This window comes from Saccharopolyspora sp. MMCC62, from assembly GCF_057736575.1.
In genome coordinates this window covers 103,301-125,802 of record NZ_JBYKCM010000011.1, presented here as the reverse complement: position 1 = coordinate 125,802, position 22,502 = coordinate 103,301, and the positions used below count along the sequence as shown (strand labels likewise).

Annotated in this window: 22 protein-coding genes; 16 read left to right on the top strand and 6 right to left on the bottom strand. The window is 73.5% G+C overall.

What is annotated here, in order from left to right; all coding sequences use genetic code 11:
* The first annotated feature begins 15 nt into the window (after positions 1 to 15).
* Entirely contained in the window at positions 16 to 2,871 is a 2,856-nt protein-coding gene (locus AC29IT_RS24095) for a hypothetical protein (RefSeq protein ID WP_488220183.1), read from the top strand.
* A 46-nt stretch (positions 2,872 to 2,917) separates the two neighbouring features.
* Here the strand turns inward: AC29IT_RS24095 and AC29IT_RS24090 are convergent, their stop codons facing one another.
* On the bottom strand, positions 2,918 to 4,666 hold the full coding sequence (locus tag AC29IT_RS24090) for a proline--tRNA ligase (protein ID WP_488220182.1): 1,749 nt from the start codon (positions 4,664 to 4,666) through the stop codon (positions 2,918 to 2,920).
* Positions 4,667 to 4,803: 137 nt separating this feature from the next.
* Here AC29IT_RS24090 and yaaA point away from each other — a divergent pair, with 137 nt between their 5' ends.
* The 3 genes from yaaA (at position 4,804) to AC29IT_RS24075 (ending at position 7,834) form a co-directional block, all read left to right on the top strand.
* Positions 4,804 to 5,547 carry a peroxide stress protein YaaA gene (yaaA, locus tag AC29IT_RS24085; protein WP_488220181.1) on the top strand — a complete coding sequence of 248 codons (744 nt, stop codon included), beginning with the start codon at positions 4,804 to 4,806 and terminating at the stop codon, positions 5,545 to 5,547.
* Positions 5,548 to 5,861: 314 nt separating this feature from the next.
* On the top strand, positions 5,862 to 7,415 hold the full coding sequence (locus AC29IT_RS24080; RefSeq protein WP_488220180.1) for a DEAD/DEAH box helicase: 1,554 nt from the start codon (positions 5,862 to 5,864) through the stop codon (positions 7,413 to 7,415).
* 2 nt (positions 7,416 to 7,417) lie between these two features.
* Positions 7,418 to 7,834 carry a pyridoxamine 5'-phosphate oxidase family protein gene (locus AC29IT_RS24075; protein ID WP_358438530.1) on the top strand — a complete coding sequence of 139 codons (417 nt, stop codon included), beginning with the start codon at positions 7,418 to 7,420 and terminating at the stop codon, positions 7,832 to 7,834.
* A gap of 426 nt (positions 7,835 to 8,260) precedes the next feature.
* Here AC29IT_RS24075 and AC29IT_RS24070 read toward each other — a convergent pair whose 3' ends face one another.
* Both AC29IT_RS24070 and AC29IT_RS24065 read right to left on the bottom strand, forming a co-directional pair.
* The gene (locus AC29IT_RS24070; protein WP_488220179.1) at positions 8,261 to 8,662 is read right to left on the bottom strand and encodes a MerR family transcriptional regulator; all 402 of its coding nucleotides are present in this window, start codon (positions 8,660 to 8,662) and stop codon (positions 8,261 to 8,263) included.
* Between the two features lie 37 nt (positions 8,663 to 8,699).
* Positions 8,700 to 9,701 carry a zinc-binding dehydrogenase gene (locus AC29IT_RS24065; protein WP_488220178.1) on the bottom strand — a complete coding sequence of 334 codons (1,002 nt, stop codon included), beginning with the start codon at positions 9,699 to 9,701 and terminating at the stop codon, positions 8,700 to 8,702.
* A gap of 116 nt (positions 9,702 to 9,817) precedes the next feature.
* On the opposite strand from AC29IT_RS24065, the gene cbiE reads away from it, so the two are divergent.
* Together cbiE and cobM are read left to right on the top strand one after the other, a co-directional pair.
* The gene (cbiE, locus tag AC29IT_RS24060; protein ID WP_488220177.1) at positions 9,818 to 11,032 is read left to right on the top strand and encodes a precorrin-6y C5,15-methyltransferase (decarboxylating) subunit CbiE; all 1,215 of its coding nucleotides are present in this window, start codon (positions 9,818 to 9,820) and stop codon (positions 11,030 to 11,032) included.
* Positions 11,029 to 11,772: a precorrin-4 C(11)-methyltransferase gene (gene cobM, locus AC29IT_RS24055; RefSeq protein WP_358438540.1), complete on the top strand. Its 744-nt coding sequence runs from the start codon at positions 11,029 to 11,031 to the stop codon at positions 11,770 to 11,772. Before cbiE ends, cobM begins: the two co-directional genes overlap by 4 nt.
* A gap of 277 nt (positions 11,773 to 12,049) precedes the next feature.
* Here cobM and AC29IT_RS24050 read toward each other — a convergent pair whose 3' ends face one another.
* Positions 12,050 to 12,553 carry a MarR family winged helix-turn-helix transcriptional regulator gene (locus AC29IT_RS24050; protein ID WP_488220176.1) on the bottom strand — a complete coding sequence of 168 codons (504 nt, stop codon included), beginning with the start codon at positions 12,551 to 12,553 and terminating at the stop codon, positions 12,050 to 12,052.
* A gap of 182 nt (positions 12,554 to 12,735) precedes the next feature.
* Here AC29IT_RS24050 and AC29IT_RS24045 point away from each other — a divergent pair, with 182 nt between their 5' ends.
* The 7 genes from AC29IT_RS24045 (at position 12,736) to AC29IT_RS24015 (ending at position 19,373) form a co-directional block, all read left to right on the top strand.
* Positions 12,736 to 13,800, top strand: coding sequence for an alkene reductase (locus tag AC29IT_RS24045; protein ID WP_358438546.1), 1,065 nt, complete (start codon positions 12,736 to 12,738; stop codon positions 13,798 to 13,800).
* 19 nt (positions 13,801 to 13,819) lie between these two features.
* A complete protein-coding gene (locus AC29IT_RS24040; RefSeq protein ID WP_488220175.1) occupies positions 13,820 to 14,260 on the top strand; it encodes a nitroreductase family deazaflavin-dependent oxidoreductase in 441 nt (146 codons plus the stop codon).
* Positions 14,261 to 14,371: 111 nt separating this feature from the next.
* Positions 14,372 to 14,986 carry a TetR family transcriptional regulator gene (locus tag AC29IT_RS24035; protein ID WP_358438552.1) on the top strand — a complete coding sequence of 205 codons (615 nt, stop codon included), beginning with the start codon at positions 14,372 to 14,374 and terminating at the stop codon, positions 14,984 to 14,986.
* Positions 14,987 to 15,042: 56 nt separating this feature from the next.
* Positions 15,043 to 15,981: an SDR family NAD(P)-dependent oxidoreductase gene (locus AC29IT_RS24030; RefSeq protein WP_488220174.1), complete on the top strand. Its 939-nt coding sequence runs from the start codon at positions 15,043 to 15,045 to the stop codon at positions 15,979 to 15,981.
* 141 nt (positions 15,982 to 16,122) lie between these two features.
* A complete protein-coding gene (locus AC29IT_RS24025; RefSeq protein WP_488220173.1) occupies positions 16,123 to 17,826 on the top strand; it encodes a CocE/NonD family hydrolase in 1,704 nt (567 codons plus the stop codon).
* 211 nt (positions 17,827 to 18,037) lie between these two features.
* Positions 18,038 to 18,478 carry a nitroreductase/quinone reductase family protein gene (locus AC29IT_RS24020; protein ID WP_488220172.1) on the top strand — a complete coding sequence of 147 codons (441 nt, stop codon included), beginning with the start codon at positions 18,038 to 18,040 and terminating at the stop codon, positions 18,476 to 18,478.
* 154 nt (positions 18,479 to 18,632) lie between these two features.
* Positions 18,633 to 19,373, top strand: a complete 741-nt coding sequence (locus AC29IT_RS24015; RefSeq protein WP_488220243.1) for an SDR family NAD(P)-dependent oxidoreductase — start codon at positions 18,633 to 18,635, stop codon at positions 19,371 to 19,373.
* 9 nt (positions 19,374 to 19,382) lie between these two features.
* Here AC29IT_RS24015 and AC29IT_RS24010 read toward each other — a convergent pair whose 3' ends face one another.
* Positions 19,383 to 19,598, bottom strand: coding sequence for a DUF397 domain-containing protein (locus AC29IT_RS24010; RefSeq protein WP_358438563.1), 216 nt, complete (start codon positions 19,596 to 19,598; stop codon positions 19,383 to 19,385).
* A gap of 5 nt (positions 19,599 to 19,603) precedes the next feature.
* The gene (locus AC29IT_RS24005; RefSeq protein ID WP_488220171.1) at positions 19,604 to 20,470 is read right to left on the bottom strand and encodes a helix-turn-helix domain-containing protein; all 867 of its coding nucleotides are present in this window, start codon (positions 20,468 to 20,470) and stop codon (positions 19,604 to 19,606) included.
* A gap of 315 nt (positions 20,471 to 20,785) precedes the next feature.
* Here AC29IT_RS24005 and AC29IT_RS24000 point away from each other — a divergent pair, with 315 nt between their 5' ends.
* From AC29IT_RS24000 to AC29IT_RS23990, 3 genes are all read left to right on the top strand, one after another.
* Positions 20,786 to 21,067, top strand: coding sequence for a hypothetical protein (locus AC29IT_RS24000; protein ID WP_358438566.1), 282 nt, complete (start codon positions 20,786 to 20,788; stop codon positions 21,065 to 21,067).
* A 404-nt stretch (positions 21,068 to 21,471) separates the two neighbouring features.
* Positions 21,472 to 21,945 (top strand): helix-turn-helix domain-containing protein, encoded by a 474-nt coding sequence (locus AC29IT_RS23995; protein WP_344925430.1) that lies wholly within the window; start codon positions 21,472 to 21,474, stop codon positions 21,943 to 21,945.
* Between the two features lie 2 nt (positions 21,946 to 21,947).
* On the top strand, positions 21,948 to 22,502 hold the full coding sequence (locus AC29IT_RS23990; RefSeq protein ID WP_488220170.1) for a VapC50 family PIN domain-containing toxin: 555 nt from the start codon (positions 21,948 to 21,950) through the stop codon (positions 22,500 to 22,502).

Here is a 22,502-nt window from a genome sequence, read left to right as displayed (position 1 = left end):
CGGGCGGAGAACACCGTGCGGGGCAACGAGGGCATCGTGGTGCAGGCCGGGCAGATCTTCGGCGACGTGCACTTCTCCGATCCCACCCCGGCGCCGCGGCCGCTGGGTTCCACGCTGCCGCGCGCGGCCGGGCCGCTGACCGGGCGGGAAGCGGAGCTCGACGCGGTGCTCGGCGCGGCGAACCCGGTGCGGCTGCTGGTGGGCATGGGCGGCTGCGGCAAGAGCGCGCTCGCGATCGCGGCGGCGGACCGGCTGCGCGACGCCCATCCCGGCGGGGTCGTGTTCCTGGCCTGCCACGGCTACGCGGCGCACGGCGAGTTCGGGCTCCGGGAGGCCGCGGCGGAACTGCAAGCGCTGCTGCAGGTGCCGGGCGGGCCGACGGGCGGACCGGAGCTGGTCCGCCGCCGGTTCGCCGAGTTCGCCCGCGCGGAGCTGCCGCTGCTGCTGGTGCTGGACGACGTGGGGCCGCGGTGGGACGTGCGCGAGCTGCTGCCGACCGACGCGGTGCACGGGGTGCTGCTCACCTCGCGGGACCAGCTCGACGTGGACGCGGCGGTGGTCCGGTTGGCCGCGCTGCCCGCGGCGGCCTCGGTGGAACTGCTGCGGCGCGAGATCGTCCGGGGCGATCCCGCGGATCCGCGCGCGCGGCGGCGGGACGAGCTGCGGCAGGTCGCGGAGCGCTGCGGGCACCTGCCGCTGGCGCTGCGGGTCGTCGGCGACGTGCTGCGGGGTGATCCGCGGCGGGAACCGCGGGTGGTCGCCGCCGACCTGGACTCGCCGCACCGGTTGTCGGTGCTGGAGAGGGTGCGCTCGGCGGTGGCGCTGTCGGTGGCGGCGCTGCGGCGGTCGCCGGAGCGGGTGGACCAGCGGGCGGCGGAGCTGTTCGACCGGCTCGGGATGCTGCCGCGGCTCACGTTCACCGCGGACCGGGTGGCGCCGCTGCTGGACGAGCCCGATCCGCGGCTCGCGCGGCTGCTGCTGGACCGGTTGGGGTCCGCGCACCTGCTGGAGCCGCGCACGCACGGGGGCGCGTTCCACGACCTCACCGGCGAGTGCGCGGCCGAGTCCTTCACGGCGCTGCCCGCCGCGCGGCGCCGGTCGCTCGCGCTGCGGTTCGCCGAGCGCTGCGCCGAGATCGCCGACGCGGCGGTGGCGCCGCTGCTGCCGGGTGCGGACGCGAGCGCGGCGCGGATCGGCGCGGCGCTGCGGACGCTGCACGACGAGCACGAGGCGCTGCTGGCGGGGCTGCGGGCCGCGGCCGGTGCGGGGTCGGCCGAGCCCGGCTCCCCGGAGGTGGGCCCGGGCCCGGGCGCGGCAGGCGCAGGCATGGGCGCGGCGGGCTCGGGAGCAGCGGAAACGGGCACCGAGGAAGTGCGGACGGCCCGGGCTGCGCTGCGCATCGCCGCCGCGCTCGTCGCCCGCTGCGAGCGGACCGGGCGCGCGGCCGAAGCGGTGCGGGTGGCGGTGCCGATGGTGCGCGCGGCCCAGGTCCTCGGTGACCGGGACGCGGAGCTGCGGGCGCTGCTGGTGCTGTGCGAAGCGCACCTCGCGGCCGGTCGGCACGCCGCGGCGGCCCGGTCCCTCCGGGAAGCGGGCAAGCTGGCCCGCGCGCTCGACGAGCTCCCGGTGCCGTTCCTCGCGACCTTCGCGCGGCTCGCGGCCGAAGCGGGCGAGCACGAGGCGGCGGTGGAGCAGTACCGGTGGTTGCTGGACCGGGCCCGCCGCGACGGGGACGTGCCCGGGCAGTGCGCGGCGCGGCGCGGGCTGGGGCGGGTCGCGCTGCTCGGCGGCGACCTCGACGAGGCGGCGCGCCGGTACGGGTCGGCGCGCGAACTGGCGGCCGAGCACGGGTGCGCGGAGCAGGTCGAGCTCGCCGCGAACGAGCTGGGCGCGGTGCTGGCGCGGCGCGGCGACGTCGAGGGCGCCGCGCGGCAGCACCGGGCGGCGCTGGATTCGGCCCGGCAGCACGGGTTCCCGCACCGTGCCGCGACCGCGCTGCACCACCTGGCGGACCTGCATGCCGCGAACGGCGATGCCGCGGCGGCCCGGCGGGACTACGAGCGGTGCGCGCGGCTGTACCGGGACGCGGGCGACCACCGGCGGGCCGAGCAACTGGCCGCGCGGCTGCGCGACGGGGCGGCGGAGCGGGCCGCCGCAGGGCCCGGGGCGGTGCCGGAAACGGGGTCGGCGCGGGAACCCGGGCCTGTCCCCGAGCCCGAACCGGACCGGGCACCCGAGTCGGTTCCCGGACCTGAGCTGGCTCGGAGTTCCGAAACGGCCCCGGAAACCGAGCCGACCCAGGAACGCGAACTCGCTCGGGAACGCGGATCGGCTCAGGAACGCGGAGCCGAAGACCGCGAATCAGCCCGAGAACGCGGGGCAGCCCCAGACCAGGGATCAGCCCGGGGACGCGAATCGGTCCGCGACCGCGAGGCAGCCCAGGAAGGCGGGGCAGCCCGAGACCGCGAGTCGGCCCGCGACCGCGAGGCAGCCGAGTTCCCGGTGGCCTCCGCGCCGAGACCCCGGCTGCGCGCGGCCCTGAAGTTCCTGCCCGCCCCGGCGCTGGCGCTGCTGGTGCTGCTCGTCGTCCAGCCGGTGCTGGCCCGCTACGGGCACGGTTCGGCGGCGGGGTGGGCGTGCTGGTCGGTGGCGGTACCGCTGCTGCTGCTCAACGCGGCGCGCGGCGTCCTCCGCGGCACCGCGGTTCCGCTACCGGCGTGGCTGCGGTGGGCGGATCTCCTGCTGCTCGCCGCCGTGCTCGGCTACGTGGCCGCGGTGCTGCGGGAGTTCACCGCGCACCCGGCGCTGGTCATCCCCGCGGTGCTCGCGCCGCCTCTGCTCGTCGCGTTCCGGAAGCTCCGCCGCAGGTGAACGGCCCACCTGCCCGCGGGCTGGTGGGCCGTTCATCTGGCGGGTATCAGCTGCGGACGAGGGTGACGAGGTGCTCGACGGCCTTGTCCACGTCGATCTCCTCGCGCTCGCCGGTGGCGCGGTCCTTGACCTCGACGACGCCCTTCGCGAGCCCCTTGCCGACGACGAGGATCGTGGGCACGCCGACGAGTTCGGCGTCCGCGAACTTCACGCCCGGCGAGGAGGTGCGGTCGTCCAGCAGCACCCGCACCCCGGCCTGGTCGAGCTCCGCGGCCAGCCGCTCGCCGCCTTCGCGAACGGTCTCGTCCTTGCCCGCGATGACCACGTGCACGTCGGCGGGGGCGATCACGCGCGGCCACACCAGGCCGAGCTCGTCGTGGCTCTGCTCGGCGATGGCGGCGACGAGGCGGGACACGCCGATGCCGTACGAGCCCATCGTGATCCGCTTCGGCTTGCCGTCCTGGCCGAGCGCGTCCAGCCCGAACGCGTCCGCGTACTTGCGGCCCAGCTGGAAGATGTGCCCGATCTCGATGCCGCGGGCCGCGACGAGGGTGCCGCCACCGTCGGGGGCGAGGTCGCCTTCGCGGACCTCGGCGGCCTCGATGGTGCCGTCCGGGGTGAAGTCGCGGCCGCACACCAGGTCCACCACGTGGTGGTCGGCCTGGTCGGCGCCGGTCACCCACGCGGTGCCGGGCACGATGCGCGGGTCGGCGAGGAAGCGGATCCCGTTGTCCTGCAACGCCTTCGGGCCGATGTAGCCCTTCACCAGGAACGGGTTCGCGGCGAAGTCGGCCTCGTCGAGCAGCGCGACCTCGGCGGGTTCCACGGCGGCTTCGAGGCGCTTGAAGTCGACCTCGCGGTCGCCGGGGACCGCGATGGCCAGCAGCTGCCACTTCTCGGCACCCGGTTCGCGGGTCTTGACCAGCACGTTCTTCAGGGTGTCGGCGGCGGTGAACTCGCGGCCGAGCCCGGCGCCGTTGAGGTGGTCGACGAGGGTCTCGATGGTCGGCGTGCCGGGCGTGTGATGCACCTGCGCGGCGGGCTTGTCCTCGATGGACTCGGCCTCGGGAACCGGGGTGACGACGGCCTCGACGTTCGCGGCGTAGCCGGATTCGGTGCTGCGCACGAAGGTGTCCTCGCCGGTGGGGCTCTCCGCGAGGAACTCCTCGGAGGCGGAGCCGCCCATCGCGCCGGAGGTGGCGGCGACGATCACGTAGCGCAGGCCGAGCCGGTCGAAGATCCGGACGTAGGCGTCCCGGTGCAGCCGGTACGAGTTCTCCAGGCCCTCGTCGTCGAGGTCGAAGGAGTACGAGTCCTTCATGACGAACTCGCGCCCGCGCAGGATGCCCGCCCGGGGACGCTCCTCGTCCCGGTACTTGGTCTGCACTTGGTACAGCATGACCGGGTAGTCCTTGTACGAGTTGTACTCGCCCTTGACGGTGAGGGTGAACAGCTCCTCGTGCGTCGGCCCCAGCAGGTAGTCGGCGCCCTTGCGGTCCTTGAGGCGGAACAGCAGCGGGCCGTACTCGGTCCACCGGTTCGACTGCTCGTAGGGCTCCCGCGGCAGCAGCGCGGGGAAGTGGATCTCCTGCGCGCCGATGGCGTCCATCTCCTGGCGCACGACCTCTTCGACGCTGCGCAGCACCCGCAGGCCCAGCGGCAGCCACGAGTAGACGCCCGGGGCGGCGCGGCGCACGTACCCGGCGCGCACGAGCAGCTTGTGGCTCGGCACCTCGGCGTCGGCCGGATCCTCGCGAAGGGTTCGCAAGAACAACGTCGACATCCTCGTGATCACGGCGGGGGCTCCTCGTGCTGGTCGGTGGGGTGCGGCGATCCGTCGAGGGTATCGGCAGCTACCGGGGGTGCTGCCAGCGGATTACCGGTGCGGTGCGGTGCTCGGCGCCGGGCGCGGGTTCACTACGCTGGCCGACCGTGCTGGTGCTGCTGCCCCCTTCCGAGACCAAGGCCGCCGGCGGCGACGGGCCGCCGCTGGAGCTGGACGCGCTCGCGCACCCGGAGCTGACGCCGACGCGGCGGAAGCTGGCGGAGGCGCTGCGCTCGCTGGCGGCGGACGTGCCCGCGAGCCTGTCGGCGCTGGGCATCTCCGCCCGGCAGACCGGCGAGGTGGAGCGCAACGCGGCGCTGTTCGACTCGCCGACGGCGCCGGGCCTGGAGCGCTACACCGGAGTGCTGTTCGACGCGCTGGACGTGCGGTCGCTGGCCGCGCCGGAGCGGTCCCGGGCGGACGCGCGGCTGGCGGTGGCCTCGGCGCTGTTCGGGCTGGTGCGCGGCGCGGACCGGATTCCCGCGTACCGGTTGTCGGGCGGGAGCGCGCTGCCGGGTTTCGGCGGGCTGCGCACGGTGTGGCGGCCGGTGCTCGAACCGGTGCTGCAGGGCTCGGACGAGTTCGTGGTGGACCTGCGCTCGGGCGCGTACGCGGAGCTGGCGCGGGTGCCGGGCGCGGTGTCGGTGCGGGTGCTGTCGGAATCGGCGGACGGGACGCGCAAGGTCGTCAGCCACCACAACAAGTCCCACAAGGGACGGCTGGCGCGGGTGCTGGCGGCCGCCGCGGACGAACCGGCCGATGTGGACGGCGTGCTGCGGCTGGCCCGCGGCGCCGGGATGCGGGTGGAGCAGGAGTCCGAGCGGGCGCTGTGCGTGGTCGTCCCCGCCTGATCACCCGTCCGCCGGCCACCGGGGCGCTCACCGAGCGCTGCCGCACCGGCACGCCCCGCGACGCTAGTTGATCTTGAAAGGGCGCCCCGCTCGGCCGGTTCCATGACCACATCGGGTAGACTGCGACCGCACTGGACAACCGCTCGCACGGGACGATCCCGGCGGGTGAAGCAGGACCTCGCAACCGATCGGTCCTCCCCGGTTCCGGTGCTCCGCCATCCACCAGCGGCGCCGTCGTTGCGCCGGGCTCGTCCTTGTGATCAGCGCACGACCGCGCTACCTCCCCGAGACGTGCCAGTTCCCGGAGGTTCGCAGTGCGTCCTGACTCGTCCCCCGCCGCCCGCTCCCGGCGCCCCCGCCGTCGCGGCTCCAAGCCCGCCGCGGCACCCGCGCCGAGCCTGTTCGACCAGGTCGGCGTGACCGCGGTCGACCCGGCGCCGTTCGACTCGCTGGGCCTGCCGCAGAAGCTGGTGGCCGCCCTCGCCGAGGCCGGGCTGGAAGAGGCGTTCCCGATCCAGGCGGCCACCATCCCGGACGCGCTCAGCGGCCGCGACGTGCTCGGCCGCGGCCAGACCGGGTCCGGCAAGACCCTCGCGTTCGGCCTGCCGCTGCTGGCGCTGCAGCGCGGCAGCGCCCGCCCGCTGCACCCGCGCGGCCTGGTGCTGGTGCCCACCCGCGAACTCGCGACGCAGGTCACCACCGCGCTCAAGCCGCTGGCGAAGTCGCTGGGCCTGTACGTGCGCGAGGTCGTCGGCGGCATGCCGTTCAACCGCCAGGCCGACACGCTGCGCCGCGGCGTCGACGTGCTCGTCGCCACCCCCGGCCGGTTGTCCGACCACGTGCGGCAGGGCACCTGCGTGCTGTCCGAGGTGGAGCGCACCGCGCTGGACGAGGCCGACCAGATGGCCGACATGGGCTTCCTACCGCAGGTCCGCGAGATCCTCGACCTGATCCCGGCCGACGGCCAGCGGCTGCTGTTCTCCGCGACGCTCGACGGGGACGTGGACAAGCTGGTGCGCGAGTACATGAGCGACCCGGTGGTGCACTCGCTGGCGCCGCCCGCGGCCAGCGTGGACAGCATGGACCACCACCAGTTCCTGGTGTCCGCGGAGGAGAAGCTCTCGGTGCTCTCCCGCATCGCCGCCCGCGACGGCCGCACCATCATGTTCGTGCGGACCAAGCACCACGCCGACCGGCTGACGAAGAAGCTGCGCGCCTCCGGGGTGCGCGCGGGCGCGCTGCACGGCGGCAAGGCGCAGAACGCGCGGACCCGCATCCTCGACGAGTTCCGCGCGGGCACCACCGAAACGCTGGTCGCCACCAACGTCGCGGCCCGCGGCATCCACGTCGACGACGTGAGCCTCGTCGTGCACGTGGAACCGCCCGCGGACCCGAAGGACTACCTGCACCGCGCGGGCCGCACCGCCCGGGCGGGCGCCACCGGCACCGTGGTGACGATCGTGACCGACGACCAGAAGCGCGCCTTCCAGCAGATGGCCTCGAAGGCCGGGGTGAACGCGACGACCACGAAGATCTCCCCGCAGGACGCGGAACTGGTGCGGCTGACCGGCGCCCGCGAACCCAGCGGTGTCGCGGTCGTCGAACCGCGCAAGGACACCCCGCGCAGCGGCGGCCCGAAGGGCGGCGGCCGCAGGCAGGGCGGGCCGCGCCCGCCGCGTGGTGACGGCCAGGGCCGCGGCCGCGAGGGCCAGGGACGTCCGGCCCGCGAGGACCGCCCGGCCCGCGGCGACCAGCGCGGCCGCCCGTCGTTCGACGAGCAGCGCGGCGGCGACCGAAGCAGGCGCGGCGGCCCGAACGGCCGCGGCGGGCAGCGCCCGCAGCGCTCCCGGCAGTCCTGGGCGGGCTGATCGTGGCGTCCTCGCGCACCGTCGACCTCGCCACCGCGAGCGCTGACTTCCGTTCGTTCTGGGAAGAACCGCACGTGGCCACGTTGACGACGGTGCGCCCGGACGGCACGCCGCACGTGGTGCCGGTGAACTCCACGCTGGACCTCGCGGCGGGCACCGCCCGGGTGCTGTGCTCGGCCGGTTCGCACAAGGCGCGCCGCGTCCGGGCCGCCGGGGCCGCCGGTGCCCGGGTGGCGCTGTGCCAGGTGGACGGTCGTCGCTGGGCGACCGTGGAGGGTGTCGCGGTGGTCCGGGACGACCCCGAGTTCCGCGCCGACGCCGAAGCCCGCGCCGAGGCCCGCTACGGCCGCCCGCCCCGCCCCAACCCGAACCGGGTCGTCCTCGACATCACCGTCACGAGGGCGCTCAGCAACCTCTGACGCGGCGTCCCGATCGCACCACCGGTCTTCGCGGCCGCACGTCCTCTTCCTTCCGACGGCGTCCACGCCGCGGCCCGGTCACCCGCGGTTCCGCAGCTGGATTCCCGCGAACGTCGTCGCCGCCGACCGAGCACGGCTCCCGCGGCGAGAACACCGCTGACCGCCCGTCGCTGAACCTGCCCGGCGGGCCGGTTTCCCGTCAGCGGCGAAGCCGCTGAGCCGACGACCACCTGAGCAACTCGCACCGCAGCGGGTTCTCAGCGGCTTCCTCGCGAGGACGGCGTTGTCGCCTGTGGCGGAGTCACCGGTGAAAACGATCCCGCAGCGAGGAAGCCGCTGAGGTTCCGCCACCTGACCACTACGCGGCAGAAGCAGCGAGAACAGGCAGTGAGGTTCCGCCCCGGAGCGAGGCGAGCGGGCGAACGATCAACCGGTTCGAGCGACGTGGGTGTGGCAGGCCGCGAGGAGATCGCGGAAGCGGCTGAGGCGGGCGATCTCCGCGTCCAGCGCGGTGAGGCGGTCACCCGCGACGCGGGTCGCGTCACGCAGCAGCTGTTCCTGACCGGGCAGGTCCAGCGGAATTCCGCGCTCCGGCAGCGAATCCCCCTCGATCAGGTGCAGGTGGTCCGCCATCGTGACCACGTCCTCGACGGTGAGGCCGAGCGCGAGCAGCTGCCGGATGATCCGCACCCGCGCCACGTCCCGCTCCCGGTAGGTGCGCTGCCCGGTGGCGGTGCGCTCGGGCGGGTCGAGCAGGCCGCGCTGCTCGTAGAACCGGAGGGTGCGCGGGGTGGTGCCCGCCGCTGCCGCCGCGTCGCCGATCCGCATCCGCGCTCCTCGTGCTCGTCGTACTGCGCCACCCGGCCTAGGGTTCCACCAGCACGGCGCCCACGTGCCGCCCGGCCAGCACGTCCTCCAACGCCTGCGGCGCCCGGGCGATTCCGCTGATCCGGGTGTGCGGGAAATCGATCCGCCCGGTGCGCAGCCAGGTGGCGAACCGCTCGTTCCACTCCGGCAGGGCGTCCGGGTGGTCGTCGGCGCGGAACCCGGCGACGCGGACGCTCTTGAGGATCAGCTCGGCGAGGTCGAGCTCCACCGGCGCGTGCAGCGCGGGCCCGCCTGCGTCGTACTGCGCGGTGAGCGCGCCGGTGAGGGCGATGCGGGCGTGCGGGCGTGCGGCCCGGACGGCGGCCCGCAGCTGCTCGCCGCCGACGAGGTCCACGACCACGTCGAGCCCGTCCGGTGCGGCCGCCGCGAGCTGCGCGTCCAGCGGCTCTCCGCGCAGCACGGCGGCGTCGTAGCCGAGTTCGGCGACGAGCCGCCGGGCCTTCGCCGCGGATCCGACGCTGCCCACCACCCGTCCGGCGCCGAGCAGCCGCGCGACCTGCCCGGCCAGCGAGCCGATGGCCCCGGCGGCATTGCTGACGAACACCACGTCCCCGGGCCGCACCGGTGCGACGCGGGTCAGCGCGGTGTAGGCGGTCCAGCCGTGCGAGAGGTGCAGCAGCGGGTCGGGCAGCGCGTCGCCGAGCGGCGCGCACCGGTCGGCGGGCAGCACCGCGAACTCGCGCCAGCCCGCGCCGTGCGCGACCAGGTCGCCGGGGGCGAACGCGCCGCCGCCCGCGACGACCTCGCCGACGGCCGGGCCGAACGGCACGCCGCCCGGGTGCAGGCCGGGGAAGTTCGCCACGTCCTGCCCGAGCGCGGTGGTGACGGCCGCGCCGAACACCTGGAAGCCGAGGTTGCGCACCAGCACCTCCCCCGGTCCCGGTTCGGGGACGTCGGTCTCGACGACGGTGAAGTCCTGCGCGGTGGGCAGGCCTGCGGGCGGGGCGGCGAGGCGGACCTCGCGGGACGTGCGGGACATCGGGTTCCTCCCGGTCGTGGCTGGAGCGCGCGGACGCTAACCCCTGACCCGCGCGTCAAGGTCAAGCTCGCGCACCTGATCGCGCTCGCCGCGGCCGCGCGTGGTGAGGTGGTGGGGTGAACGAGCAGCGGGAACCGGTCGACGTGGTGGGCATCGGAGCGGACGGCTGGGACGGCCTGACCGAGGTGGCGCGGCAGCGGATCTCCGCCGCCGACGTCGTGTTCGGCAGCGGCCGCCAGCTGGACCTGCTGCCGTCGGGCACCGCGGAGCTCGTGGCCTGGCCGTCGCCGATGCTGCCCGCGCTGCCCGGCCTGTTCGAGGAGCACGCGGGCCGCGCGATCTGCGTGCTCGCCAGCGGCGACCCGATGTTCCACGGCATCGGCGCCACCCTGGCGCGGGTGCTGGGCGCGGAGCGGCTGCGGGTGCTGCCGCAGGTGTCGTCGGTGGCGCTGGCCTGCGCCCGGATGGGCTGGGCGCAGCAGGACGTGTCGGTGGTGAGCCTGGTGGGCAGGCACGCCGAACTGCTGCACCCGGAGATCCAGCCGGGTCGCCGGCTGGTGGTGCTCAGCTCGGACGCGCAGACCCCGGCGCGGGTGGCGGCGCTGCTGGTGGCGCGCGGTTTCGGCGGTAGCTCGATGGCGGTGCTGGGCGATCTCGGCGGGCCCGGCGAGTCGCGGGTGGCGGCGACGGCGGCGCGCTGGCCGCACCCGGACGTGGCGGCGTTGAACGTGATCGCCGTGCACTGCTCCCCCGACGACGACGCGGAGCGCAGGCCCCGCACGCCCGGCCTGCCGGACGAGGCGTTCCAGCACGACGGGCAGCTGACGAAGCGGGACGTGCGCGCCCTCACCGTGTCCCGGCTGGCCCCGACGCCCGGTGAACTGCTGTGGGACGTGGGTGCGGGCGCCGGTAGCATCGCGATCGAGTGGATGCGCTGCGACCCGGCGAACCGCGCGATCGCCGTCGAGCACCGCGAAGACCGGGCGGCTCGCATCACGACGAACGCGATGACCCTCGGCGTGCCCGGCCTGGACGTGGTCGTCGGTGCCGCGCCCGACGCGCTGGACGACCTGGAAGCACCCGACGCGGTGTTCGTCGGCGGCGGCGCGACGGTCCCGGGAGTGCTGCAGCGGTGCTGGGACGCGCTGCGACCGGGCGGCAGGCTCGTGGTGAACGCGGTGACGATCGAATCGGAGGTCCTGGTGGCGGACTGGTACGCCCGCTGCGGCGGAGAGCTGGTGCGGATCGCGGCGGAGCACGCCTCCCCCGTGGGCGGGTTCACCGGCTGGCGGCCCGCGATGCGCATCACCCAGTGGACGGTGACGGCATGACGGTGCACTTCATCGGCGCCGGTCCGGGTGCCGCCGACCTGATCACGGTGCGCGGCCGGGACGTGCTCGCCGCGTCCCCGGTGTGCCTGTACGCGGGCAGCCTGGTGCCGGTGGAGCTGCTGGAGCACTGCCCGGACGGCGCGCGGCTGGTGGACACCGCGAACCTGGACCTGGACGCGATCCTCGCCGAGCTCGTCGCCGCGCACGAGGCCGGGCTGGACGTGGCGCGGCTGCACTCCGGTGATCCGTCGGTGTTCAGCGCCGTCGCCGAGCAGATGCGCCGCCTGGACGCGGCCGGGGTGCCCTACGACGTGGTGCCCGGGGTGCCCGCGTTCGCGGCCGCGGCGGCCGCGTTGCGGCGCGAGTTCACCGTGCCGGGCGTCGGCCAGACCGTGGTGCTGACCCGCACGTCCGCGCAGGCGACGCCGATGCCCGTGGGCGAGGACCTGGCGACGCTGGGGCTCAGCCGGGCGACGATGGTGCTGCACCTGGCGGTGAACCGGATCGAGTCGCTGGTGGCGGAGCTGGTGCCGAACTACGGCGCGGACTGCCCGGTGGCGGTGGTGGCCGCGGCGAGCCGCGCCGACGAGGTCGTGCTGCGCGGCACGCTCGGCGACATCGCGGCGGCGGTGCGGGCTGCGGGGATCACCCGGACCGCGGTGGTGGTGGTCGGCGAGGTGCTGACGGCGTCGTCCTTCCCGGACAGCCACCTGTACTCGACGACGCGCTGCCGGAGTTGAGCTCTCTCGGCTCGTTCTGCGTGGTGATCGGGTGGCGGAACCTCAGCGGCTCCCTCGCTGCGGGATCGTTTTCGCAGGTGGCTCCGCCACATGCGACAACGCTGTCCTCGCGAGGGGGCCGCTGAGAACCCGCTGCGGTGCCGGTTGCTCGGGTGGTCGCTGCTCATCGGCTTCGCCGCTGACAGGAAACGGCCAAGACCCGCCGGGCAGGTTCGAAGACGGTCCGCGAGGTTCCGCCACCCCAGCACTGGGCAGCAGAAGCAGCGGGGACGGCCGCTCAGGTGCCGATGGCTTGTTCTTCGGCGGCGAGCGGGCAGGCGACGTCGGTGACGTTGCGTTCGAGGCGTTCCAGCACGCCGAGGGCCCCGGCCTGCTCGGCGGCGGTGAGCTCGCCGCAGGTGGCGCGTTCGAGCTCCTCCCACATCCGCTCCACCCGGTCGCGCAGCGCGAGCCCGACGGCGGTGGGTTCGACGAGCACCGCGCGGCGGTCCTGCTCGCTGCGGGTGCGGCGCACGAATCCGGCGCGCTCCAGCCGCTGCACGGTGCGGGTCATGGTCGCGGAGTCGGAGCCGAGCACGGTGATCAGGTCGGTCTGCCGCTGCGCGCCGGTCTCCCACAGGTGCATCAGCAGCATTTCCTGCCCGGGGTGCAGTCCGCAGCGGCGCAGCAGCTGACCGGCGAGCATCCGGTGCACCCGGGCGAGCCGGAAGATCGCGTAGCTGAGCGGCCCCGCGTCGGAGCACGGCGGCGCTGCTGCGGGTTCCGCGCGGCACGGGTCCACCGGTTCCTCCTTCTTCCGGACAGCTGATCGGACAGCCAATCGAACTGGCCACCTTAACCCGCGGAACGGCGCCCGCACCGGTGATTGTGACCAGCACTGCACATTTCTCCCCGCGGGAAGCTTTCCACCGATTTACCTGTTCGGACAGGTAAATCCCCGTCCGCAACCCGGGAGCGATCCGCATGAGCACCGCATTCGACCCGCTGGACCTGGCCGGAACCCGCCTGCGCAACCGCATCGCGATGGCCCCCATGACGCGCAGCCGCGCCGCGGGAACCCTGCCCGACGAGGCCACCACCACCTACTACCGGCAGCGCGCCACCGCCGGGCTGATCATCACCGAGGGAGTGCAGCCCTCCGAGCAGGGCCAGGGCTACCCGAACACTCCTGGCCTGCACAGCGATGCGCAGATCGCCGCGTGGCGGAAGGTCACCGACGCGGTGCACGCCGAGGGCGGCGCGATCTTCGCCCAGCTGATGCACGCCGGCCGGATCAGCCACCCGAGCGCGCTGCCGCCGGGCAGGCTCCCGGTCGCGCCGTCCGCGGTCCGCGCCGCCGGGCAGATCTTCACCGCCACCGGCATGCAGGACCTGGTGACGCCGGTGGAGCTCACCGAGGACGGCATCGCCGAGGTCGTCGCCGAGTTCGCCACCGCCGCCCGCAACGCGGTCGAGGCCGGGTTCGACGGCGTGGAGCTGCACGGCGCCAACGGCTACCTGCTGCACCAGTTCCTGGCGGACGGGGTGAACCTGCGCACCGACGGCTGGGGCGGTTCGGTCGCCGGCCGGATCCGGCTCGTCGTCGAGGTCGCCCGGGCCGCGGCGGCGGAGATCGGCGGGCGCCGCGTCGGGCTGCGGCTGTCCCCCGGGACCGGCACGAACGACACCGCCGAGCACGCGGTGGACGAGACCTACTCGGCGCTGGTGGACGCGCTCAACCCGCTCGGCCTCGCCTACCTGCACGTGCTGGAGGGCCCGGACCGGGAGCGGACGCTGCGGCTGCGGGACCGGTTCGACGGCGCGTTCCTGCTCAACCCGCACACCCCGGGCCGCCCGACGGGGCCGGAGGACTTGGCGCTGGTGGCGGACGGGACGGCCGATGCGCTGACCTTCGGTTCGCTGTTCCTCTCGAACCCGGACCTGCCCGCGAGGCTGGCCGCGGGCGGACCGTTCAACGCCCCCGACGCGGCGACCTTCTACGGCGGCGGCGAGCAGGGCTACACCGACTACCCCGCGCTGGCGGCCTGATCCGAAAGGAGTGTCCACAATGGACGGAAATGCGGTCACGGCCGAATGGGCCGAGCGGTTCAACACCCCGGTCATCGAGGAGTTCCGCGCGACCGGCGGGAAGGTCGGCGGCGACTTCGCGGGCCTGCCGATCCTGCTGCTGCACAACAGGGGCGCCCGCAGCGGCGCCACCCGCATCAACCCGATGGCGTACCTGGAGCGCGAGGGCCGCTACCTCGTGTTCGCCTCCAAGGCCGGGGCGGACACCCATCCCGCCTGGTACCACAACCTGAAGGCGAATCCGGACGCGGTGATCGAGGTCGGCACCGACCGGCTGGAGGTCCGCGCCGAGGAGATCACCGGTGCCGAGCGGGCCGAGCTCTTCACCGAGGTGGTCGCGGCGTTCCCGATCATGGCCGAGTACCAGCGCGGCACCCGGCGGACCATCCCGCTGATGGCGCTCACGCCCGCCGGGGACTGAGGGGCCGGGTGGGCTCCCCTCCGCGCGATCGGGGGTCGGAGGGGCGTCCACCGCGGCACCGGGCCCGCGCGCGGCGAGGTCGCCCGGCGGCCGGGCCGTAGACTGCCCGTCATGGGTGAGCGGCTTTCCACGCGGGAGATCTCGAGGCGAGCGGTCCGCCAGAAGATCGAGGACGTCGCGATGGAGCTGTTCCTCGCGAAGGGTTTCGACGCCACGACCGTCGACCAGATCGCCGCCGAAGCCGGCATCTCCGCGCGCAGCTTCTTCCGCTACTTCCCCACCAAGGAGGACGTCGTCATCGGCGATCCGCGGGAGTTCGGGGTCGTGCTGCGGGACGCGCTGGAGACCCGGCCCGCGGCGGAGGACGCGACGACGGCGGTGCGCGGCGCGCTCGACGACTTCGTCGGCGTGGTGGTGGCCAATCCGGCCGCGCTGGGCATCTCGACGATCATGCTGAACACCTCGGCGCTGTGGGCGAAGCACCTGGAGAAGCAGCGGGTGTGGGTGGAGCTGCTGCAGCCGGAGGTGCTGCGGCGGCTGCGCGGCGCGCCGCACCCGGAACTGCTGGCCCCGGCGATCCTGGAGTCGGCGCTGGCGACGTTCCACGCGGTGCTGATGCACTGGGCGGCCCACGACGGCGTCGACGACCTGCACGAACTGTTCCGGCTCGCCTCGGAGGCGACCACTGGCACCCCACCGTCAGGTGACAGTCGCCGCCACAGTTGACAGCGACTGACAGTTTTGACATACACTGCCAAGGACACCACTTGGCAGGAGTTCCCATGTCCCTCATCACCACTCCCTTCGGCGCGAGCAGCACCGCGGACGAGGTCGCGGCGGGCCACGACCTGACCGGCAAGCGCGCGGTCGTCACCGGCGGTGCCTCCGGGATCGGCGTCGAAACGGCCCGCACCCTGGCCCGCGCGGGTGCCGAGGTCACCATCGGCGTCCGCGACCCGGCCGCCGGCCGCGCCGCCGCGGAGGACATCGCCACCACCACCGGCGCCGAGGTCCGGGTCGCCGAGCTGGACCTCGTCGACCTCGCCGGGGTGCGCAGGTTCGCCGCGGACTGGACCGGCCCGCTGCACCTGCTGGTGAACAACGCCGGGGTGATGGCCGTGCCGGAGCTGCGGCGCACCCGGGAAGGCTGGGAGCAGCAGTTCGCCACCAACCACCTCGGCCACTTCGCGCTGGCGACCGGCCTGCACCGGGCGCTCGCGGCGGCCGGGGGCGCGCGGCTCGTCGCGGTGTCCTCCAGCGGGCACCACGCCTCGCCGGTCGTGTTCGACGACCTGCACTACGAGCACCGGCCCTACGACCCGTGGAGCGCGTACGGCCAGTCGAAGACCGCGAACGCGCTGTTCGCGGTGGCGGCCACCCGGCGCTGGAGCGGCGACGGCGTCCACGCGAACTCGCTGATGCCCGGCGGGATCATGACGAACCTGCAGCGCCACATCCCCGCCGACACCCGGGCCGAGTGGTCCCAGGTCCCGACGCTGAAGACCCCGCAACAGGGCGCGGCCACCACGATGACCGCCGCGCTCGCCCCCGAATTCGCGGGCGTCGGCGGCAAGTACCTGGAGGACTGCGCGGAATCCCCGGTCATCGCCGATGACGCCGAGACCACCGCGGTGCGCGGCGGCGTCCGACGCTGGGCGCTGGACCCGGAGTCCGCCGAACGGCTCTGGGAGGTCTCCCGGCGGCTGCTCGACGAGGCGTGATCCGCACCGGGCGCCCGCTCCCCGGAACGGGCGCCCGGCGTGACCCGGGTCACGGCACCGCGGTGTTGAGCATGCCGCTGCGGCCGGGTGTCTGCTCCTCCCAGACGCGATCACCGCACCGCACCCGCCTGGGAGGAACCCATGAAGAGAACTCGCGCGGCCGTCGGCGCAGCCTCCGCGCTCGCCGCGGCCCTCGCCCTGACCGGAGCCGCCGCCTCCGCGGCGGGCACCGCCTCGGTCGCCACCGCCGAAGAACCCGTCACCCACGAGCAGAACGACCGCGTGCCCGAAGGCGCGGCCTGGACGCAGCACTACTTCCCGTCCGCGGACGACTCCGGCACCGAGCTGCACGCCGACGTGCTGCTGCCGGACGGGCTCGCGCCGGGCGAGCAGGTGCCGGTGATCCTCTCCGCCGGGCCGTACTTCGGGCACTCCGGGCAGCTCACCGACGAGGGCTTCGAGCACACCGGGCCTTCCGGCCGCTTCGACGAGTTCATCGAGGGCACGAACCTGTTCGAGCGCGGCTACGCGTTCGTGCGGGTGGACACCCGCGGGTTCGGCGGCTCCACCGGCTGCCTCGACTTCGCGGGCCCCGGCGAGCAGGCGGACGTCCGCGCCGCGATCGACTGGGCGGCGAGCCGACCGTGGTCCACCGGGTCCGTCGGCATGTACGGCAAGTCCTACGACGCGATCACCGGTCTGATCGGCAACGACCTGGACCAGGACGCGCTGAAGGCCGTCATCGCGCAGGAACCGATCTGGGACCCGTACCGCAACATCCACTCCAACGGGGTGCCGCGCACGACCGCCGTCAACGTGGCGAGCACCTACAACGGGCTGGCGGTGCTGCCGCAGCTGCCCGACGACGACCCGCACTACCGGGCGAACTCCGAGTACGAGCAGGCGCACCCGGAGTGCCTCATCGACAACCAGGCCGGTTACCTCAACGGCAACCCGGACTCCGGGTACTGGCGGGCGCGGGATCTGCCGGAGCTCGCGAAGGGCACCGACACCCCGCTGTTCATCACCCAGGGCTTGCTGGAGTGGAACACCGAACCGGAGGCGATGCAGGAGTTCCTCGACAACCACGAGGGCCCGGAACGCGGCTGGATCGGACCGTGGGACCACGTCCGCGGCGACGAGCGGACCGCGGACGGGCGGTTGGCGATGGGCCGGGAAGGCTGGTTCGAGGAGGCCATGTCCTTCTACGACGAGCACCTCAAGGGCATCGCCCCGCCGGTCCGCCACCCGGCGTTCGCCGTGCAGGACGGCTCCGGGACCTGGCGCGGGCAGGACAGCTGGCCGATCTCCGACCGCGCCGCGACGGTCGAGCTCACCGGCGGGTCCTACCTGGACGACGGCGGGGACGACGGCCCCACCGGCGGCATCGTCGAACGGTCCGAGCCGGTCGCGCGGGACACCCGGATCACCGGGACGCCGCGGATCGCGCTGGACACCGCGGGCCGCGGGAACGTCATGGTGCAGCTGCACGACGTCGCCCCGGACGGCACGGCGGTGATGTTCGACGAGCAGGTCGCGGTGCTGCGCTCCGGGACCACCGAGTTCGACCTCAAGTCGACGGACTGGACGCTGCCCGCCGGGCACTCGCTGGCCGTGGAGATCGGCACCGTCGAACCCGGCGGCGTCCAGACCCCGTTCCGGGACTGGATCGACACGCCGTCGCGGGAGACCGTGCAGGTGCACGGCGCGCGGCTCGACCTCGCGCTGGACGATCCGGCCGACGACGTCGAGGTTCCGGGCGAGCGGGCGCCGTACCTGGACCTCTACCTCGCGATGTTCACCGCGCCGCTGCCGCCGGCCGAGCCGACGTTCACCCTGCCCTGATCCACTCCCGGCGGTCCCGTTCCTCGGATGGGGCGGGACCGCCGGACGTCCGCATCGCGGGAAGTCGCAGCAGTGCGCCCGCACGAGTTCCTCGACCGCACGCCGGTCGGGCATTCCCGAGTTCCCTCCGGCCGCCCGGTTCCTTATCGTGATCATGATGTCCGCGGCGGCGGACGCGGCCACCCACCGCGCAGGGAGAGGAACACATCCAGTGGAGGGGAACGAGATCACCGCGATCGTCGCGGCTCGGTACAACGCACCCGTGATCGAGGAGTTCCGCGCCAACGCGGGCGTGGTGGGCGGCGCTTTCGCCGGGGCGGCGCTGCTGCTGCTGACCAGCACCGGGGCCCGCACCCGCCGAGCGCACGTCACCCCGCTGGCCTACCTGGAGGAGGACGGCCGGTATCTGGTGTTCGCCTCGAAGGCCGGATCCGACGTGCACCCCGACTGGTACTTCAACCTGCGGGCCCACCCGGACGCCCGCATCGAGGTCGGGCCCGACGTGCTCGACGTCCGGGCCCAGGAGATCACCGGCGTGCTGCGCGACGTCAAGTTCGCGCAGCTGACGGCCCTGTTCCCCTACTTCGCCGCGTACCAGGCGAAGACGGACCGGGTGTTCCCGGTGCTGTCCCTCGCCCCGCGCGCGAATTGACCGATTCGGTCCACAGCGGACCCGAAGGCCGTCGTCGCTGCGGTGCGGCCGGAGCACCGGATCCACCGGACTCGCGCGGCGGTACCGCCCGCGATCGCGGAGTGCTCTAGTCGGTGGTGCCGATCCCGGCCGGGGAAGGGGACTCCGCATGACGATGCAGCCGCTCGCCGGACGATCCGCACTGGTCACAGGGGCCTCGCGCGGCATCGGTGCCGCCATCGCCCGCCGCCTCGCCGCCGACGGCGCGGCCGTCGCGCTCACCCACTCGAACTCGGCCGCCGCCGCGGAGCAGGTGGCCGCCGAGATCACGGTCTCCGGCGGGCGCGCGCTGGTGCTGCGCTCCGACGCCGGCGACCCCGAGCAGATCCGCGCCGCCGTGACCGCCACCGCCACCGAGTTCGGCGGGCTGGACGTCCTGGTCAACAACGCCGGAACCGTGGAGTCCGGGCACCTGGACGAGCTGTCGCTGGCGGACTTCGACCGGGCGCTGGCGGTGAACGTGCGCGGCCCGTTCGTCGCCATCCAGGAAGCGTCGAAGTACCTGCAGGCAGGCGGGCGGATCATCAACATCGGCACCTCGCTGGCCGACCACCTGCCGTTCCAGCACATGATCGCCTACACCACCAGCAAGACCGCCCTGGCCGGGCTCACCCGCAGCGCGGCCCGCGACCTGGGCCCGCGCGGCATCACCGTGAACGACGTGCAGCCCGGCGCCGTCGACACCGCGATGAACCCGGCCGCCGGGCCGCGGGCGGAAGTCCTGCAGGCCACCACGCCGCTGGGCCGCTTCGGCACCCCGGACGAGATCGCGAACCTCGTCGCGCACCTCGCCGGCCCGGAAGCCGCGTTCATCACCGGCGCGATCCTCAACTCCGACGGCGGCTTCGCCACCTGATCCCGGTGCTCAGCGGTCGAAGGCGCCGCGGCGGGCGCCCGCGGTGAACGACGCCCACTCGGCCGCCGTGAACACCAACACCGGGCTTCCCGCGCCGAGCTTGGAATCCCGGACACCGACCCGATCCGCGCCGGAACCGACTTCGACGCACCCGTTTTGAGCCTGGCTGCGGGACGACTTCCGCCAGTTCGCGACGGCGTTCGGTTCGGCGAGCGGGTGGCGCATGAGGGTCAGAAGTCCTTCGCTAGTCGCTTGATTGACTCGAGCGAGTCTCGCGGCTTGCGCGCTGCGACCTGCAGGCGGGTGAGGGTTTCGCGGTACTTCCGAACGTCCTCCTGCTCGTCGTAGTAGATGCCGCGCACCCTCGTTTCCGCGTACACCATGCCGAGGTCGCCGTCGAAGTCCGGCGGGTAGGTCAGCACCGTGAAGGCGCCTTCGGTGCCAGGATGCGCGCCGGAACCGAACGGCAACACCTGCACTTCGACGTTCGGCCGCTGCGCCAGCTGGAGCAGCAGTTCGAGCTGCGCGCGCATCACCTCGGCGGAACCGACCACGCGACGCAGCGCCGCTTCGTCCAGCACGGCCCAGACCGAGGGCGGGTGGTCGCGTTCCAGCACTTCGCGGTGCCGCGCCATCCGCAGCTCGATCCGGCGGGCCACTTCCGCTTCGGGGAGTTCGGGTTCACCGCCGCGGATCACGGCCTCGGCGTACTCGCTGGTCTGGAACAGGCCGGGGATCACCTGCACGTCCCAGCTCTCGATCCTCGACGCCATCGCTTCCAGACCGAGGAAGAGCTTGAAGTAGGCGGGAAGCGCGCTGTCGTCAGCGTCGAAGCCGACCCACCAATCCGTCCCCTTCTTCGCCCGATCCCGCAGCGACAGGAAGAAGTCCACCCGGTCGGGCACGCCGTAGAACCGGAGCAGGGTTTCGAGTTCGAGGGCCTTCGGCATCCGGCGGCCGACTTCGAAGTGGCCGATGTTCTGGATGCTGCCCCGGATGGCCTTGGCCGCTTCGGCCCTGGTGACCCCGTTGCGCTCCCGGAGCCGTGCCAGCTCTCCGGCGATCCAGCGCTTCAGCGCCGTCGGACTCGTGCTCACTCGCCGCCCTTTCCCCGTCGTGGCGTTAGGAGTGTGCCCGGCCGCCACCACCGACATCATCACCCGATCAGGGATCTAGTTCGGAGCACACCGCGAATGTAGCGTGCTCCACATCGGTGATCGAGTCCGGTGATCACCGCCGCACCGGGCGGACGAGCGGCCCCCTCTCCCCGCCGCTCACCACCCGATGCCGCCGGTGGGACCGGACCGATCCGCCCCGACGCGGCCCGGTCCCACCGGCTCCCCTCCCCCGTTCCGAACCCCGCCCGCATCGAGACCCCCACCTCGACGTTCCCCTCGAACGGAGTTCGCGCCATGAACGCGATCGACAACCTGCACTGCCTCGTCGCGCAGGGCTTCCGGGGAATTCCGGTGCACAACGACGTCGGCGAACTGGACGCCCTGCTGTACGTGCGGCACTGGCCGTCCGGCGTCGTCGACGTCGTGATCGTGTATTCCCACGACGAGGCGTTCGCCTACCGCGCGAGCGGAATCGACCCGCACGGCCCGCACCACGACCTCCCGGCCCGAGTGCACTGGCGGCAAGCCGGGCACCCCGACGCGGTCACCACCGCCACCCTCGGCCTGCCCTCCTGAACCCCTGGGACATCCCGTTCCCGATCACCTCCCGCGATGCGCTCCACCCCCGCAGCGGATGCGTCCCGCTGGTGCAGAGCATCCGCCCTCGCCCCACCGCCGTCTCCCGCTTTCCCGGGACTCCCGAACATCCGCAGCAACCGAACGCCGCACCGCACGACCTCGCGGCGCCACGCGGGCGCGGCTGTTCACCTCGCTCGACCACCTCGGCGGCAGGCCGGGCGACACGCCTACCACGAGGACGTCGAGACCTCCCGGCGTTCATCCCGTTCGCCGGGGAGACCACGTCCAACGCGCGGGACGTTCATCCGGACGAATCAACCTTTCGTTTCGTTCGATTCGTTGGGTCCTTTCGGCTACCATGAGGAACCGAGCACAACCTCCCAGCCGGAAGGAGCCCGACGATGACCGCCTCGCTCGAACGGCGAACGGTGCTCCCTCCCGACGAATCGGCGCACGCGGCACTTCGCGAGCTCGCCGCATCGTTCAACACGGACCGTGTTCAGCAGGCAAAGCTGATCGGCCCGGACGGAGACGTGCTGGAGATGCCAGCCGAGGTCCACGCCGTGCTCCGCGAAGTGGTCACGGCGATGTCCCGGGGCCTCGCCGTCAGCGTCGCCCCTCTCCACGCGGTGCTGACCACTCAGCAGGCAGCCGACCTGCTGAACATTTCCCGCCCTACGCTGGTCAGACTGCTGGAGTCCGGCCGGATCCCCTTCGAGCAGCGCTCGAGCCACCGTCGCGTCCGCCTCGCCGACGTGCTGTCCTACGAACGTGAGTCCCGGCAGGAACGACAGGCGGTGCTGGACGAGATGACTCGGGAGGCCGCAGCCGACGGCAGTGCCGACGACGACATGGGCTTCATGCACACTCGGTGATCGTGACCGCACCTGCATTCCTCGACGCCTGCGTGCTCATCCCGGTCAACCTCACGGACGTGCTGCTCCGGTCGGCCAGTCTGCACGCCTTCCGCCCGCTCTGGTCCGCGCAGGTTCTCGACGAAGTGCGCCGCAACCTCCCGCGGGCCAGCGCGACCATCACTCCGGAGAAGGCCGCTAGGCGTGTCGACGCGATGCGCGCCGCCTTCCCGCAGGCCGAGGTCACCGACTACGAGTGGTTGATGCCCGTGCTCACCAACGCGCCTGAGGATCGACACGTGCTCGCCGCAGCGGTGCACGGCGGCGCCGAGGTCATCGTCACCGCGAACCTGGACGATTTCCGGCCCCGCGATCTGAGAGAGCACGGCGTTGCCGCCACACATCCGGACGCGTTCCTGGTGGATCTGCTCGACGAAGATCCGGAGTTGATCTCGCAATGCCTGCGGGACGCCGTGCTCGCCAGGATCAGGCCGCCTGAAACGATCGACTCGTTGCTGACACAGCTCGGCAAAATCGTCCCCGATTTCGCCGAAGCCGCCCGGCGCTCGATGCGGTAG